Here is a 16065-nt window from a genome sequence, read left to right as displayed (position 1 = left end):
GAGCTTCAACAGATGGCTGAAAAATAAGAAAAAAGTGTTCAAATGTAAAATAATTGTTACACAGAGTCGGTATGAGAGAGTTGGCTGGCTAAATTGTCACCGCCCCTGCATGACGATAGGCTTAATGTGAAGGAATTGTTAATGGAGCTGGTCATGACACAATATCGTTCTAAGCCTGTGAATGATAAAGGGGTAGTTGAATGGAGTTCAGAAGAAGACCAAGTATGGAGTGATTTGGTTAGTCGCCAACTCCACTTGGTGAAACAACGCGCCTGTAAAGAGTATTTGGCAGGGTTGGAGTTGCTGGATCTGCCACTAGATAGAGCGCCTCAAATTGTTGATATCAATCGGGTTCTCAAGCAAGCGACGGGCTGGCAAGTTGAACCCGTGCCAGCGTTGATTAATTTTGACCGATTTTTCGCATTGCTTGCAGACAAGAAGTTCCCTGTAGCTACTTTTTTGCGGAGTAGAGAGGAGTTTGATTATCTCCAAGAGCCGGATTTCTTTCATGAGATATTTGGCCACTGTGCAATGCTAACCAACCCTGAGTTTGCTGAATTTACCAACATGTACGGCAAGTTGGGTCGAGATGCGAGTGATAAGCAGAGGGTATATCTGGCGAGACTTTACTGGTTTACTATTGAGTTTGGTCTTGTCAAAGAGGGAAGTGAGCAAAAAATTTATGGCGGCGGGATTCTATCCTCTCCAGGTGAGACTTTGTATGCACTGGATGATCCGCTAGCTAAACGGGTTGAGTTTGATCTCCACACCGTGCTCAGGACACCTTATCGAATTGATATTATGCAGCCGGAATATTTTGTCCTAGACGACATCGATCAGCTTTATACCCTGAGTAAGATGGATCTGATGTTTCATGTAAAACAGGCGATGGCTGCTGGATTATTACCCCCACTATTTGAACCAAAGGAAGTAAATCATGCTTGATGAATTGCGTTGCGAAGCGTGCACCGCTACTGCTGTAGCTCTAGGCGCAGAAGAAAGAAGGCTGCTATTGACTGAGCTAGAAGATTGGCAAATGCTTGAACGAGACAGCATTCCCCAGCTAGAAAAAGTTTACAAGTTCAAAAACTATAAACTTGCTTGGGAATTTGCCAACAAAGTTTCAGAGCTGGCTGAAGAAGAATTTCACCATCCTTCAATTTTACTTGAGTGGGGTAAGGTGACGGTGACATGGTGGAGTCATTCGATAAAAGGTCTGCATCAGAACGATTTCATCTGCGCAGCCAAGTGTGACAAGCTGATTTAGCATACAACCTGGTTCAAAAAAGTCTGATTTTATCAGGCTTTTTTGATGCGAGATTACGCAGATAACGGCTGTTTATGATCCAGAACTTGCTCGATTTTGCAGACCGTAAGTGGCTTTGACTTTAAGTACCCTTGAACATAATTACAATGATGTTGGCGAAGTATTGCGAGTTGTTCTGGCGTTTCGACACCTTCAGCAACCACTTCGAGGTCAATGGTATGTGCCATTGAGATGATCGCTCGACATAAGTTATCCGCGTTACTCTGACCAAGAGCGAGACGACTAACAAAACTTCGGTCGACTTTAAGTACATCAACGGGGTACTCGTTGAGCACCGAAAGGGAAGAGTACCCAGTACCGAAATCATCGAGATATAAGGTGACCCCCAGCGCTTTGATACGCTGAAGTTGATGAGCACTGCATTCTTCCCGCAATAGCATAGACTCGGTTATCTCTATTCCGACCAGATGGGCAGGGAAATCATATTGGTCTAGCAACTGAACCAGTGTGTGGTATATGTGTTCAGACTCAAATTGTTTGGCAGATACGTTAATGTTGATCCTTGGCACATCGCGTTCTTTCCGTGAATGCCAAAGCCGATTCAGAGTCTTACAACACTCATTGGCGACCCAGTCACCAATCTTGATTATCATTCCAGTCTCTTCAGCGATTGGGATAAACTCTGCGGGAGAGACTTGACCAAGTTTAGGATGATTCCAGCGGAGCAATGACTCAAACCCCGTCACTTTATCGGTATCTGCACAATAGATTGGCTGATAAACCAGCGATAGCTGCTTTAACGCGAGAGCGCTGGTTAGCTCTTGTTCTAAAGTGAAACGCATTTTCGCTTGCGAGAACATTTTCTCGTGAAAAAAGACTACTTTTTCATGGCTAGAGCTTTTGGCGCGATACATAGCGGTATCGGCCTCGCGGAGTATGCCTGCTAATGTCTGGTTTGGATCAGTAACAATCGAAATTCCGATACTGGCACCAATATGGCAGGACTGGCCGTCAATAGTGTATGGACGGCTTAATACGTTTGAGTAACGTTGACAGATATCGGTGAGTGCTGAACGTGAAATAAGGCCCGGTAAGCAGATGACGAACTCATCCCCCCCAAAGCGAAAGCCCATATCATTGCTGCGACAGTGTTCAGTTAACCGGCTTCCGACTTGTTTAAGGAGTTTATCGCCATGCAGATGCCCCATTGAGTCGTTAATCACTTTGAAACGGTCGAGATCAATAAACAGAATCGAGAACCCAACGGATTCTCCACGAGCCATGAGGTTGAGTTGAGCCGCCACTTCATGACCCAAGGCGTTACGGTTTTTTAAGTTGGTTAGGTTATCTTTGATGGCTTGATCGGCCAGTGAGCGCGTTTTCTCTTCGATGACACTATCGGACACTTTGAGTCGCGTCGCGTAGAAATTTGTGGCGATCGTCGCTGAACAGGTGAGCAAAAAGATCAAGATAATCAATGTAAGCCCATATCGAGCTGTACTACCCGTTCGGTCTAGCGTCGTGATCGATACTTGCCAATATTGGTTGAACAAAGGGATCCGTGTGACGCGAGTGGCTTGCGCGAGACGTGTTGTGATCCCGTCAGATTCCAGCTCAGTATTAATGTGCGACTCAAAGATGAGTTGCTGACTGGGCTCGATATGAGCTTGAATTTTTGTTGTGGAAGAGTTGATTTCTTTGTGCCATATCTGACCTAGCAACTCATGTAGCACGAGATTGGCTACAATGAATCCTTCCAAGTTGCCTTTATCCGAAAACTTGGGTAATAGAAGACGAACGTTAGCTTGACCATTTTGAGTGAAGTCGGAGACACCAATTCTTCCGGTCGTTATTGCACGAGACATTGCACTGACATTATTCGGGTCGGATTCTAATCTAACACCTAATTGGTCACTGCCCTCAAACCATGATGACAGATAGAGTACCGGTAACGTCGTTTGATCAAGAAACCAGATATCCGAGTCGGCTCCCTCTAATGTAGGGGCTATTTTGAAACCGAGAAAACCATCGCGCTGCGCTTGCCGTTCGAAGTCTGTTATTTGGTCTAACTTGACTGCTGGTGCCCACATCACAGAACCGACGCTCAAATTGGTGTGAACTTGCTCGGTAAAATAGGATTCAAATTGTTTGGCTGATGGCTGGTTACTATTCGATATAAATGCACGGGTCGAATAGATTAAAGACTCAACACTCTTAAGCGATTGCGACAGAGTTTGAATTCGGTTGGTCAATTGCGCTTCTAACTGGGCGTGGATCTTTTGCGTTTCATACTGGTGAACCGTGAAGTAACTCAGTACGGCCAGTATCGTCCCCAACAGCCAGATTAAAATTAAATGTTTATAGGAAAGAGCAAGTTTCAAGAGGCGTATGAGTCAAATCGAAAAAAATGTATAACGCAAATGGTAACTATTATTATTATCAATGCAAGATAATCTTGAGTAGATAATATGTGAGATTGATCCAGTAATTGAGAGTAATGTAGCTATCGATAGACAACCGATAGCGGTTGGAATCAAGGGGAGTCGTTTTCTGTATCTGGTCTGGCCCTGCGTAATGTTTCGACTTCATTCACATATCGTTGCTCTAGGATGAGCAGTTTAGTAAACAGTTTATTGATATCAAGTATTAACGCCTGATTAAGCTGCGCATACTTTTCGCTTGCTACGGCGTTTGATTGATTGTCCACCTGCTTGCAATGCTGGCTGATGTTTCGCCAGCGTAGCAGTAGTTGTTCTGCACGCTCAGATAGTTGCTGTAGGGAGTCTCGCTCTAGTTGTATTTTATCAACGACAAAAAGCGATGCCTCAATTTGGGAGTTCATACTTTGATGTAAGGTGTCCTTATTGCTGTCCCAAAACTGGCGAATCTCCTGAGGAGTGAATTCTTGGTAAAGAAAGGGCTGCTCGTTATGGATGTGCAGAAACTGATTAAATTTTTGAGCATGGAGGTTATAAGTTCGGTCAAGATCGGTCTGAAGATTGAGGATTTCGTTCCATGCTGGAGCCGAACAATGGGCACTAAGTACCTTAAAAGGTAAAGTGATCAGCAGTGCTGCCGTTATAGTAATATTAATACAGTGCCATTTCATCGTGGTTGTGGTGGTGGTTATAACTCGATAAGTATAGGAAAAGATTAGGCGGATATGAAAAAACTCATCATGGTTGTCTTGTTGTTAGTGGGTATCGCCTGTGCTGGCGGTGGTTACTACATTTTCTATTACAAACCGCAACAAGATGCTCTAGCGCTAGCGGCGGCTGAAGACGAAAAGCAACCTGTTACGCCACTGCCTATTGTCGAAGAAGAGGAAGAGATTCGACCCGCGCCCCCAGTGACAGATTATTACGTTAGCCCACCTAGACTGGGTGTACGTGAAACCCCAGATGTCGACGCGTTTATTGAGAGTGCTGTGTACCGTGGCGACAAGTTGCACGTACTAGAAAAGAAAGATGGCTGGGGGCGAATTTCTCCCTACTATGTTTATGAAGAAGGGGGGCCTGAAGTCGCAGAGTGGGTGCCGATGGACGCACTGCTTGAGGTCGCGCCAACCATTTCAAAGCAAGAGAGGATGGAAACCATCAGCCAGTACATCGAGCAATCTGATGACTTTAAGCAACACTTTGAGATGTTTATAAAAACAACCGACCAACTGCTTAAAGAGGGGACTTGTACTCCTGAAGACTTTGAAGAGACCAAAGGATGGATTCGTTCCGTGACATTCAATCAACAACAAGCTTACTTTGTTTACTGCGGTGGTTTAAAGCAAGCCAACAAAATCTATCTTGATGTGTTAAGCGGTAAGATATTCTACCGATAGTGGTTTGACTCAGATATGGAATATTAGCTTTTAGAACATTTTAGTTGTTTGTCATATGGGTTAGATCTACTATCTCGCTGTTAGATATAATCAGGCTGGTCAATGCTTCGTCGATTCATTTCATACATTTGGCTTTTTACTCTTGCGATGGTTGTGCCTTCGCAGGCGTTTGCGTATCTGCTGCAAGCTGAAAATGAAGCCTCCGCTCGATTAAGCTACCGAATTAATACTCTTCTACCTGCGTCTAAAAGCGATGCTCAGGCCCTGTTTGACGAAGTAAGAGAAGACTCTCAGCCTAAACCGATCACACAATCGGAATTTGCTCAAGATTGGTTAGCGATCGTAAGTACTAATCGCTGGCTACATTCTACTCGTTTTGTTGATGACGCTGATTCTTCGTCGAATTTAGAACTACCGACTTTTGAACCTGCGATCGTTGCCCTTTTCCGTTTATACAAGGCAACCTGTCTATCTTCGACTAATGCCCTTGCTACTCGTTATACCTCGCCAAGTCGAATTGCTGGCTGGAAAGAGTCCAACGCACTTTATGTCGCGTTAAACGCCCAATACCCGGTATTTCTTTAACTTACTTTTTCGGAAGCGATTACGCCTTCTTACGTTAGTAATTTAGGTTCAGGCACGCCTGAGCCGAACAAAGTTAAGAAATACAATGAAAAAAAATCCTGCTAAACAGGCGAGTTCTGCTCGTCTCATGAACCATTATTCAGCTTGGAAATACGTGGTACTGATTGCCACGATTATCATGCTAACATTGAGTGCTATCCCAACATGGTATGGTGAAAAACCGTCGATTCAGGTGACAACGTCACAAGGGCAGGCAAATACTATTTTAAATAACGTCACTGAACTGAATCATTATCTTGATCAGCGTGATATCCAAGCAAGTCAAATTGAACAGATGGGTAACAAAACCACCTTGGTGTTCGATAACGAAACTGAACAGACACTGGCAAGAAAAGAGCTAGATAAATTGCTCAGCAAACAGGATAGTATTAGTTTCTCTTACGTCTCGGTGGCACCTAAGTGGCTGAGCGACATGGGCTTTAGTCCGATTAAGCTCGGGCTAGATCTACGCGGTGGTGTTCAATTCCTCCTTAATGTAGATATTGATAAAGCGTTCGAAGACCAACGCAATAGTTTGGTCGATGAAGTGAGAGATTTTCTCCGTCAAGAGCGTTTGCGTAGTGTGCAGATCGCTTCGGTTGGATCAGAAGCATTTGATATTAAATCAGACTCTGAACAGGCGTTAGGATCGATTCAGAGCTTCCTCAAGCAGAACTACCCAACTTGGGACGTAAAACGACATTCAGATTTCATTGCGGTTAAACCGACGGTTGAAAGCAAGAGTGAGTTCCAGTCCGTCACAATAAAGCAAAACTTAAAGATCATGCGTGACCGTATTGAAGAGCTTGGTATTACAGAAGCGTTGGTACAGCGTCAGGGTGAACACAGTATTCGTATTGAGTTACCGGGTGTCCAAGATCCATCGTTGGCGAAAAATGTCATTGGTGCGACCGCAACGCTAGCCTTTCATGAAGCCCGCACGCCTTCGGAAGGTAAGGCGTATGGTGACATTGCACTTAAAGATAACGATGGCCGTGATGTCACTTTAGCAAAACGACCAGTGTTGACTGGTGAACACATCATTAATGCTCGTGCTGGCGTCGACAAAATGGGTTTCTCTGAAGTTAACATTTCACTCGATCATGCGGGTGGCAAGATGATGAGTGACTTCTCCGCTGGTCATATTGGTAAACCAATGGCGACCGTGTACCGCGAATACACCACCAATGCGAAAGGTGAAACAGAACGCAGCGAACGTGTTATTAGTGTCGCGACTATTCAGTCTCAGCTTGGCAGCCAGTTCCGCATCACTGGAGCAGGCTCAATGGAAGATGCACAAAACTTAGCCTTGTTGCTTCGCGCGGGCTCTTTGACTGCGCCAGTGACTATCGTTGAGGAGCGCACGATTGGTGCTTCATTAGGTGCTGAAAACATTCAGAATGGTTTTGCCGCTTTAGCGCTAGGTCTTGCGATGACGCTGACTTTCATGGCGCTCTGGTATCGTCGACTAGGTTGGGTCGCTAATGTGGCGCTATTGGTCAACATGGTTAGCCTACTTGGTCTTATCGCACTCCTACCAGGAGCAGTACTGACACTGCCGGGTATCGCGGGTTTGGTACTGACTGTCGGTATGGCGGTCGATACCAACGTGCTCATTTTTGAACGCATCAAAGACAAGCTTGCAGAAGGGCGCACGTTTGCGCAGTCCATTGATCTTGGCTTTGGTAGCGCGTTGAGCACCATTCTTGATGCCAACATTACCACCATGATTACCGCAGTTGTACTTTACTCGCTTGGTAATGGCCCAATTCAAGGTTTCGCTCTGACTCTTGGTCTCGGTTTGCTGACCAGTATGTTTAGTGGTGTGTTTGCATCACGTGCAATTATCAACTTAGTTTGGGGACGCGATGCGCGTCGTGATGTGAGGGTTTAATCATGGTTGAGTTTTTTAAACAGCGTATTCGCCGTATTCGTTACATCACAAGCTTTGTTTCTTTAGCGCTGATGGTCGTTTCTCTGGTCGCATTGGCGATGAATGGCCTGAACATGGGCTTAGACTTTACCGGTGGTATGGTGACTGAGGTCAAGGTTGATAACAATGTGACCCACTCGCAGTTGGTAGAGGTATTGCAACCAGCCCTTGGTGAGTTTACCAACGTTACGCACTCAGACCAGGATGGAAGATGGGTGATTCGTTACCCAATTCCTCAAAGCGACGCACAGGTAGCAGACCTAAGTCAGACCCTAGCACCGATTTCGCATCAGGTTGACGTGATCAGCAACAGCATGGTGGGTTCACAAGTTGGGCAAGATTTGGTTGATCAAGGTGGCTTAGCGCTGATGATTTCGATGCTGAGCATCTTGGGCTACCTCTGCTTCCGTTTTGAATGGCGTCTGGCAAGTGGTTCACTGCTGGCGTTGATTCACGATGTCGTACTGGTATTGGGATTCTTTGCTGCAACGCAGATGGAATTTAACTTGACCGTATTTGCGGCAATTCTGGCAATTTTGGGTTACTCACTCAACGATTCAATCATTATTGCTGACCGTATCCGTGAGTTGCTCATTGCAAAACAGTCTCTATCAACGGAAGAAATCAATGACCAAGCTGTGATAGCGACCTTCTCACGTACTATGGTGACTTCAGGAACCACCTTGCTCACGGTCTCGGCACTGTGGATTATGGGAGGCAACGCATTACAAGGGTTTGCTGTGGCGATGTTCATTGGTATTTTGTCTGGCACTTGGTCATCGATATCGATCGGTACTGTTTTGCCAGAGTGGTTGAAGCTCGAACCTAAGCACTATCTACCAGTAGAAATAGATACGGCGCCATAGACGATAGGGATGACAGAGCCCCGCGATACTGCTATCGCGGGGCTTTTGCTTTAATTGGTGTTGGCGGCGAGGAAGCGTGTGAAACTATCCCATGATTTCTTGTCGGCATCTTCGCGATAGCGTGGACTATCGAAAACAGTGAAAGCATGCGGCGCTCCACTATACGTAATCATCTCATGTGGGACTTTGGCAGTTTCAAGTTGCTCAGCCAGCTCAGCAAACTGTGACATAGGAATGGCACTGTCTGCCGTGCCATGGAGAATCATTATAGGTGCAGTGGTGTTCTGATAAGATTGACCTTCAGGAGTACCTAGCCCTCCGTGGAAGGTGACAAAGCCTTTGGCTTTCATACCTGCTCGTGCAGACTCCAGAACTGCTGCACCACCAAAGCAATAGCCCATCACAACGGTGTTGTCACTGTTTCCTCCAAGCTGGGCGGCAAAATCCAAACTGCCCTGCATTAGCGCACGAAGTTTTTCTCTGTCTTTGTAGAGTTCTCCTGTGTGCTGTCTTCTGTCTTCAATCTCTGTTGGTCGTATCCCTTTACCGAATAGATCAGCTGCAAATACGTTGTAGCCTAATTGATTGAGCATATCGGCTCGTTTCATTTCGTAGTCTGTTAAACCGTCCCAGTCATGGATAAGCAATACTAGTGGTGCATTGTCACTGACTTTGCTCCAGTAGCCCTCGTAATCACTACCGTTTACATTGTAAATTTTGTTTTCACCCGCCACGGTAAAAGTCGATAAAGTGAATAAGATAAGACCGAATATTGATTTCATAAAACACCTCCATTGTCGTAGAAGTGTAGTACGTAAAATGCAAAAGACTGGTACAAAAAAAGCCTCCCGAAGGAGGCTAGGACTAAAGGAAAAGACTTTAATTACATAGCGGCTGCAAAGATTGCTGAAATTTCTTCATGCGTTGCTTGTTTAGGGTTAGTAAAACCACACGCATCTTTTAGTGCATTATCTGCTAGGGTTGGGATGTCTTTAGCATCTGCACCAAGCTCTTTGATACCCGATGGAATACCTACATCTTTAGCTAGCGCAACGATAGCGGCAATTGCCGCTTCAGCGCCTTGTTCTGCGGTCATATCTTTAACATCGACACCCATCGCTTTCGCAACGTCACGTAGACGATCTGGGCAGACCTGAGCATTGTAGCGTTGGACATGAGGAAGCAGAATCGCGTTACAGACGCCGTGTGGCAGGTCATAGAAGCCACCTAGTTGGTGCGCCATTGCGTGTACGTAGCCCAACGATGCATTGTTAAACGCCATACCTGCCATAAATTGTGCGTAAGCCATTTGTTCACGCGCTTCAATATCATCGCCGTTTTCTACCGCAGTGCGAAGGTGAGCTTGAATGATTTCGATCGCTTTGATGGCAACAGCATCAGTGATAGGCGTTGCTGCGATAGAGACATAAGCTTCAACAGCATGGGTTAATGCGTCCATACCTGTTGCAGCAGTTAGCGAAGCAGGTTTAGCTAACATTAGCTCTGGATCATTGACGGATACGAGCGGTGTTGTATGTTTGTCGACAATCGCCATTTTTATGTGGCGCTCTTCATCAGTGATGATACAGAAGCGAGTCATCTCAGAAGCTGTGCCAGCCGTTGTGTTGATTGCGATCAGCGGCAGCATTGGTTTAGCTGATTGGTCTACACCCTCATAATCTCCAATCTTGCCACCGTTGGAAGCGACCAATGCGATACCTTTAGCGCAGTCATGAGGTGAACCGCCACCAAGGGAAATTACGAAGTCACAGTCGTTATCCATAAGCAGTGCGAGACCATCATTCACGTTGCTGATTGTCGGGTTTGGTTGAGTACCGTCAAATACCACAGTGTCTACTTGGCGCTCAGTCAATAGATCTTGAACTCGCTTTACAACACCAATCTGATTAAGGATTTTGTCAGTTACGATCAGGCCTTTTTTAAAACCTTGAGCTTGAATATTGTCTGCTGCGTCAGTCAGGCAGCCAGCGCCCATTAGGTTTACAGTAGGGATAAAAAATGCACTCGTCATTGGATTGCTCCATATTGTTATATTTGAAATCTGCATTTAGATTCGCATAACTATCCAACCTCAAATCTTGATCTCAAACAATTTTGCTACCCAAAAGTGGTAGGTGTTGCAGTAAAATGTGAACTCCGACCAGTTCAATTTGTATCGAATGTAAGTTGTTAAATATTAGTGGGTTAGCGCAATCGTTTTCTCAACACAAACAGAAATTGTTAAATTTTTTGCGTTCGGAGCAAACAAAAAGCCCCTGTCAGTAGGAATACCGACAGGGGCTAAATAGCGCATAGATATCTAGCTAACTGAGTGAGACTAATTTCTCGACTAGTGCTTCGATTCCTATTGCTGCTTCAGAGATGTTTTCGGCGAGCATATAGGCGGGCGTCGAGAGCACGAGATGTTGCTCGTCAAATACAACTTGGTCTACTTGCGACTCAACGTGAAGGCCGCCTAGGGTATTAAAAGCCGCAGCGGTCGCAGCATCGTTACCAATAGTGGCTTTGACGCCTTGGTCGTAAATGAGCGGAATGATTGTTGGAGCAATGCACAGGTATCCCGCGGGTTTACCTGCTTGAGCGAACGCTCTGCATGCACTAGCAACATGAGTGTTAATGCTACATTCCGCACCTTTTACCGCGAAATCGGTGAGATTCTTCGCGGCACCAAAACCTCCAGGAAGCAATAGTGCGTCGTAATCATCGACATTGAGCTTTGCAACATCCTCTATTTTCCCGCGTGCAATACGTGCCGCTTCAACCAAGACGTTGCGTGTCTCGTCCATCTCTTCACCGGTCTTGTGGTTTATAACATGAAGTTGATCGATGTTGGGCGCGAAACAGTGCCAGCTCGCACCTTGTTTTTCAATCGCGTGCAGCGATAGTACGGATTCGTGAATTTCAGCCCCATCAAAGACACCTGAACCACTTAGTATTACGGCAACTTTCTTCATTGTTGTCCTCCCTTGTTGTTGTGCGCTGTTAGCGTAGCCAATTAATAACCGCTACGGTCTGATTAGAGTCTCATTCTTCCAATTCGCGTGACTCATTGGGATCTGATTGCTGGTCGGTGTCACCGCTATCCTCTTGCTGTTCTTCAGAATAGTTCTTCACCACAAAAGGAATTAGCATGATGTTAGAAGGAAAGAATCGTTTCATATCGGACGCCTCCTAGGCATTTAGCAACACCTAGATTGTGACTGGAGAATAGCGGAGAAAGTTTGTTTCAGGTCATAAAGTTTTGCGTAAATCAATTTAACAAGAATAGTTGAGCATGGAGTCACATTAATGGTTAACACTTGTCCCAGTAGGGGGTGTCAGTGCCCAATCGTTCGTTGATGAAATCTAAGAAAACTTTAACTTTCAATGGCATATGTTTTCTTTCAGGAAAAACGGCATAGACGGCATGTACTGGCAACCGGTAATCGACAAGGACAACTTCAAGACGACCTGCATGGATGTCCTTGGCCACAATGAATGTTGGTAAGTTCCCAATGCCTGCCCCCTCTAATACTGCACGACGAATCGCTTCGCTGTTGTTCACTGATAAACGACCTTTAGGAACAACGCGATACTCTTGCCCAGCCGAATTGAGGCTCCACTCGGTACCACCGCGATAGTAGCTGTACTGTAAGCAACTGTGATTGACCAGATCGCTAGGCTGCTGTGGGCGGCCATGTTGTTCTAGGTACTCTTTTGATGCACATAGCACGCTGACACATGGTGCGAGTCTTTTCGCAATTAGGTTTGATAAAGGCAGGTGGCCAATACGGATGCCGATGTCAAAACTGTCTTGTATGAGGTCAACCATTTGGTCTTCGAGTTGCAAATCAATTTCTACATCAGGATAGAGAGCGAGGAACTCTGCAATCAGAGGAGCTACGTGTAGGACACCAAAGGACATGGGAGCCGTCACTTTTAGCTTACCGCGAGGCTTGCCTTGCAGCTCGCTAACCGCATCTAGTCCTTGTTGCGCTAGGTTTAGAGATTGCACGACATACTCGTAATAGCGTTGACCCGCTTCCGTTAAACTCAGTTTTCGTGTAGTGCGATTAAGAAGTCTAATTCCTAGTTCATCTTCTAAGTGGGTGATTCGTTTACTGACGGCGGATTTGGTGATATTGAGTTTTTCGGCTGCGCCAGAGAAACTGCCATTTTCAACCACTGAGACAAAAACAGGTATCGAAGAGAATGCTTGCATAGTTGACTGTAGGTAAACAATAAATTTCTTAACTTAGAGATTATCATCTTATTGAAAACAATCTACACTAGCGATGAAATTTTTAGGAGATAGCAATGAAATACGATTGGATCTTGTTTGATGCTGACGAAACCCTGTTTCACTTTGATGCCTTTAAAGGGATGCAGCTCATGTTCTCGCGCAAGGGGGTAGAGTTTACTTCACAAGATTTTGAGCACTATCAAACGGTCAATAAGCCTCTATGGGTTGATTATCAAAATGGCACCATCAGTGCCGATGATTTAAAACACACTCGCTTTCAAGAGTGGGCAGACCGGTTAGATACGACCACCTCTGAGTTAAACAGTGCTTTTCTAGAGGCAATGGCTGACATATGTACCTTACTTCCAGGAGCAAAAGAGCTGATGGAAGCGGTTCATGGCAAGGCGAAGATGGGTATCATCACTAATGGTTTTACCGAGCTTCAGGCAATCAGACTTGAAAGAACCGGTATGAGCCAATATTTCGAACACGTCGTGATATCCGAGCAAGTGGGTTTTGCTAAGCCCGATACAGCCATTTTTAGCCATGCGATGGAGAAAATGGGGTCGCCTTGTAAGAGCAAAGTTCTCATGGTGGGAGACAACCAACATTCTGACATCCTAGGTGGACTTAATTTTGGTATCGAAACCTGTTGGTTAAATAGTGTAGGGGCTGAAGCAGATGCCGATATTTCGCCGCACTACACGGTAAGTTCTCTGCATGAGCTGAAAGATATTTTGCTGGCCTAGCAACTATTTTTTATTAACAGTGATCGAAGTGAACCTGTGCGCAGTAAGAATAACAGAATTCACTGTTACTGTTATAGCGAGGAAGCAGCATGTCAGTTCTTGGAAAAATCATCGATTTAGATCCGAAGCACGGGTATGGCTTTATTGAAGATGAAAACTGCAACGATAAGGTGTTTTTTCATGTTCGTGATATGCGTGGCACTTCAATTGACGTTCATGTTAATGAGTTGGTGGAGTTTGATGTTGAGTCTGACCTCAACGGCTGTCGAATCGCGCTCAATATTTCACCTATGGTCATGAAGTAACGAATACTTCAAAGCTTCAGGTGCGTGAAGTGTAATGTAGCGTTCGAGATATTTGCCAGTCGATGTCTCGAACCTTGTATCGGTAATCGTGAGCGTCTCGATTCTATCAATTCGAAAATGCCGATAACCCTTTCTCAATTCGCACCAAGGGTCCATACTTTTCCCTAAAAGATTTGTCATAGTGGTTGTAAACAGCGAGAAGAATTTCCGGCACAAAAATCGCAAATTCTTCTCGCTGTGCTTTAAGCATATCTGGCAACACAGATAAAACTTTAGTCGAAGCGGAGCGCGATGCCTGAGCGAATTCATCGTCTGATCAAGCTCGCTCATCTCTATCGAGTGGTGGTGCCAGAACCTGTCAGTCGTGTTCTAGATCAAATAATTTAAGCAAAGTTGGTTAGAATATGCGCATTGTATAATATGTGTGCTATAGCTAATGTTAACGCAATAATAATTATAGGCTTATCGCAACTTCAGGCTAGGTAAGGGAAATAACATGGCAATACAAGGAACAATTGCTCAATGGGATCAGAGCAAGGGTTATGGTTATATTTCTGTAGAAAACCAAGATACTCAAATTTTATTTCATATCAATGATTTAGAAAATAACTCTCGGTTACCCTGTGTCAGCGAACCTGTGGTATTTCGTTTAGGATCTGATAGTAATGGAACCATGAGAGCGGTCGACGTAACTCGGCCTTTGGTGTTTAATTTTTCTCTTGCTATAGCCGTCTGGTTCTGTAGCGCACTTTTCGGTAGCGTCGTCTTGCTAGATTTTCCACTCATATCCTGCGTACTTTATTTTGCAGCCAGCACAGCCACATACACCTTATATGCGTTAGACAGACACGCAATGATGAACGATGGGTGGCGAGTTCCGGAAGTCGCTTTCCATATAATGAACGTGTGTGGCGGATGGGTTGGGGCTTTGCTTGCTCAGTCGATTATGCATCACAAGTATCATGATATTGGATTTAAGTTCCTCTTCTGGTCGAGCTTGGTACTCAATATTGCGTTGTTTGCTTGGTCATTGACCAGTGAAGGTGCTTTTTTACTGGAACAAGCGATCTCAATGTTGCGCTCTATTTCGTGAGAAGAATCTGCCTCTAATACTGTTTGATATCACAAAGCCGCCCATCTGGGCCAGCTCCTATCACTTAACGTGTTCGCAACGCACTGGATAGCAAACCTTACTGTTGCGAACGACCCCTCTGTAGCAGTGGGGTATTTTCTGATTTTTCATCATTTGTGATGGTTCACAGTCTCCTCGGTGCATTTCTTGCTTCCGGGCAACTTTTTGCTCGACCTGAGCAAGATCTTGCTCGATTCGAGCAAAAAGTTGCTCAGCTTGTATATTAACAAATGCTTAAATTGTTGAAATATATACATTTTCATTTTGGCACGCTTTTTGACTAAGAGTAAGTGTTATTACACACAACCTCTAAGGATTTTACTATGCCAACTCCATGTTATATTTCTATCGACGGTGAAACTCAGGGTCTGATCACGGCGGGCGCCTGTACGGCTGACTCTATCGGTGACTCTTATGTAGAAGGTCACGAAGACGAGATGCTGGTTCAGAAGTTTGACCACGTCATTTCGGTTCCGACCGATCCACAATCTGGTCAACCTTCTGGTCAACGCGTCCATAAACCTTTCAAGTTTACTGTCACTCTCAACAAAGCCGTACCACTGCTGTACAACGCGCTTTCTTCTGGTGAGAAGATGAAGAACGTCGAGCTTAAATGGTACCGCACTTCTATCGAAGGCAAACAAGAGAACTTCTTCACCACTAAGCTAGAAAACGCGTCTATCGTCGATATCCAGTGTGAGATGCCACACTGTCAAGATCCGTCGATGTCCGACTTCACGCAAAATCTAACGGTCTCAATGTCGTACCGTAAGATCACTTGGGATCACGTCAACGCAGGTACGTCTGGTTCAGACGATTGGCGTAAACCTATCGAAGCTTAATCACTTTGATTTTCAGAGGCTTCCTACAGGAAGCCTCCTGAAAGCCTTAACCCCAAATTACCGTTGTCGCGGTAATTTGTATTTAAGGTTTTTGTGCTTGGTGTTAACGATAGGAGAGACGTATGGCGACATTGGCGTACACCATAGATATAGAAGGACTCGGCGATGATGCCTTGGTTGTGACTCAGTTCGATGGGCAAGAGTCCTTGTCTGCCAGCGTGTTTCATCATCGACCTTGTTACGGTTTTTGTTATCAAATCACCTTAGCC

Annotated in this window: 18 protein-coding genes; 10 read left to right on the top strand and 8 right to left on the bottom strand. The window is 45.1% G+C overall.

The genetic code is table 11. From position 1 onward, the window contains the following. Positions 1-153: 153 nt before the first annotated feature. Positions 154-945, top strand: coding sequence for a phenylalanine 4-monooxygenase (phhA, locus tag DA100_RS10100; RefSeq protein ID WP_138972025.1), 792 nt, complete (start codon positions 154-156; stop codon positions 943-945). Then, positions 938-1267, top strand: coding sequence for a 4a-hydroxytetrahydrobiopterin dehydratase (locus tag DA100_RS10095; RefSeq protein WP_138972024.1), 330 nt, complete (start codon positions 938-940; stop codon positions 1265-1267). The genes phhA and DA100_RS10095 overlap by 8 nt, the downstream gene beginning before the upstream one ends. Positions 1268-1320: 53 nt before the next feature. Here DA100_RS10095 and DA100_RS10090 read toward each other — a convergent pair whose 3' ends face one another. Continuing rightward, positions 1321-3603 carry a bifunctional diguanylate cyclase/phosphodiesterase gene (locus DA100_RS10090; RefSeq protein ID WP_346763719.1) on the bottom strand — a complete coding sequence of 761 codons (2283 nt, stop codon included), beginning with the start codon at positions 3601-3603 and terminating at the stop codon, positions 1321-1323. Between the two features lie 197 nt (positions 3604-3800). After that, positions 3801-4376, bottom strand: a complete 576-nt coding sequence (locus DA100_RS10085) for a hypothetical protein (RefSeq protein ID WP_138972022.1) — start codon at positions 4374-4376, stop codon at positions 3801-3803. Positions 4377-4430: 54 nt separating this feature from the next. On the opposite strand from DA100_RS10085, the gene DA100_RS10080 reads away from it, so the two are divergent. The 4 genes from DA100_RS10080 (at position 4431) to secF (ending at position 8525) form a co-directional block, all read left to right on the top strand. Beyond that, positions 4431-5102, top strand: coding sequence for an SH3 domain-containing protein (locus DA100_RS10080; RefSeq protein ID WP_171052197.1), 672 nt, complete (start codon positions 4431-4433; stop codon positions 5100-5102). Positions 5103-5204: 102 nt separating this feature from the next. Further along, positions 5205-5687, top strand: coding sequence for a hypothetical protein (locus DA100_RS10075; RefSeq protein WP_138972021.1), 483 nt, complete (start codon positions 5205-5207; stop codon positions 5685-5687). Between the two features lie 85 nt (positions 5688-5772). Next, positions 5773-7620, top strand: a complete 1848-nt coding sequence (gene secD, locus DA100_RS10070; protein WP_138972020.1) for a protein translocase subunit SecD — start codon at positions 5773-5775, stop codon at positions 7618-7620. 2 nt (positions 7621-7622) lie between these two features. Further along, positions 7623-8525 (top strand): protein translocase subunit SecF, encoded by a 903-nt coding sequence (secF, locus tag DA100_RS10065; protein WP_138972019.1) that lies wholly within the window; start codon positions 7623-7625, stop codon positions 8523-8525. Positions 8526-8575: 50 nt separating this feature from the next. Here secF and DA100_RS10060 read toward each other — a convergent pair whose 3' ends face one another. The 5 genes from DA100_RS10060 to DA100_RS10045 all read right to left on the bottom strand — a co-directional run bounded on the left by DA100_RS10060 (position 8576) and on the right by DA100_RS10045 (position 12747). Next, positions 8576-9307 (bottom strand): dienelactone hydrolase family protein, encoded by a 732-nt coding sequence (locus DA100_RS10060; RefSeq protein WP_138972018.1) that lies wholly within the window; start codon positions 9305-9307, stop codon positions 8576-8578. A 101-nt stretch (positions 9308-9408) separates the two neighbouring features. Then, entirely contained in the window at positions 9409-10557 is a 1149-nt protein-coding gene (yiaY, locus tag DA100_RS10055) for an L-threonine dehydrogenase (protein WP_138972017.1), read from the bottom strand. A gap of 292 nt (positions 10558-10849) precedes the next feature. Continuing rightward, positions 10850-11500, bottom strand: coding sequence for an isoprenoid biosynthesis glyoxalase ElbB (gene elbB / locus DA100_RS10050; RefSeq protein ID WP_138972016.1), 651 nt, complete (start codon positions 11498-11500; stop codon positions 10850-10852). A 70-nt stretch (positions 11501-11570) separates the two neighbouring features. Then, positions 11571-11705, bottom strand: a complete 135-nt coding sequence (locus DA100_RS21505; RefSeq protein ID WP_276608339.1) for a hypothetical protein — start codon at positions 11703-11705, stop codon at positions 11571-11573. A gap of 133 nt (positions 11706-11838) precedes the next feature. Next, entirely contained in the window at positions 11839-12747 is a 909-nt protein-coding gene (locus tag DA100_RS10045) for a LysR family transcriptional regulator (RefSeq protein ID WP_138972015.1), read from the bottom strand. 95 nt (positions 12748-12842) lie between these two features. Here DA100_RS10045 and yjjG point away from each other — a divergent pair, with 95 nt between their 5' ends. After that, the gene (gene yjjG / locus DA100_RS10040) at positions 12843-13517 is read left to right on the top strand and encodes a pyrimidine 5'-nucleotidase (protein ID WP_138972014.1); all 675 of its coding nucleotides are present in this window, start codon (positions 12843-12845) and stop codon (positions 13515-13517) included. A gap of 89 nt (positions 13518-13606) precedes the next feature. Then, positions 13607-13822 (top strand): cold shock domain-containing protein, encoded by a 216-nt coding sequence (locus DA100_RS10035; protein WP_138972013.1) that lies wholly within the window; start codon positions 13607-13609, stop codon positions 13820-13822. On the opposite strand, the gene DA100_RS21595 is transcribed toward DA100_RS10035, so the two are convergent. Continuing rightward, a complete protein-coding gene (locus DA100_RS21595; RefSeq protein ID WP_346763718.1) occupies positions 13802-13978 on the bottom strand; it encodes a WYL domain-containing protein in 177 nt (58 codons plus the stop codon). The genes DA100_RS10035 and DA100_RS21595 overlap by 21 nt on opposite strands. Before the next feature lie 340 nt (positions 13979-14318). Here DA100_RS21595 and DA100_RS10030 point away from each other — a divergent pair, with 340 nt between their 5' ends. Both DA100_RS10030 and DA100_RS10025 read left to right on the top strand, forming a co-directional pair. Beyond that, on the top strand, positions 14319-14915 hold the full coding sequence (locus tag DA100_RS10030; RefSeq protein ID WP_138972012.1) for a DUF1294 domain-containing protein: 597 nt from the start codon (positions 14319-14321) through the stop codon (positions 14913-14915). A gap of 362 nt (positions 14916-15277) precedes the next feature. Next, positions 15278-15796 (top strand): Hcp family type VI secretion system effector, encoded by a 519-nt coding sequence (locus tag DA100_RS10025; protein WP_138972011.1) that lies wholly within the window; start codon positions 15278-15280, stop codon positions 15794-15796. Positions 15797-16065: the final 269 nt, after the last annotated feature.

Source organism: Vibrio sp. Hep-1b-8 (genome assembly GCF_006124995.1).
GTDB lineage: Bacteria > Pseudomonadota > Gammaproteobacteria > Enterobacterales > Vibrionaceae > Vibrio.
This window is presented reverse-complemented; position numbering and strand designations above follow the sequence as displayed.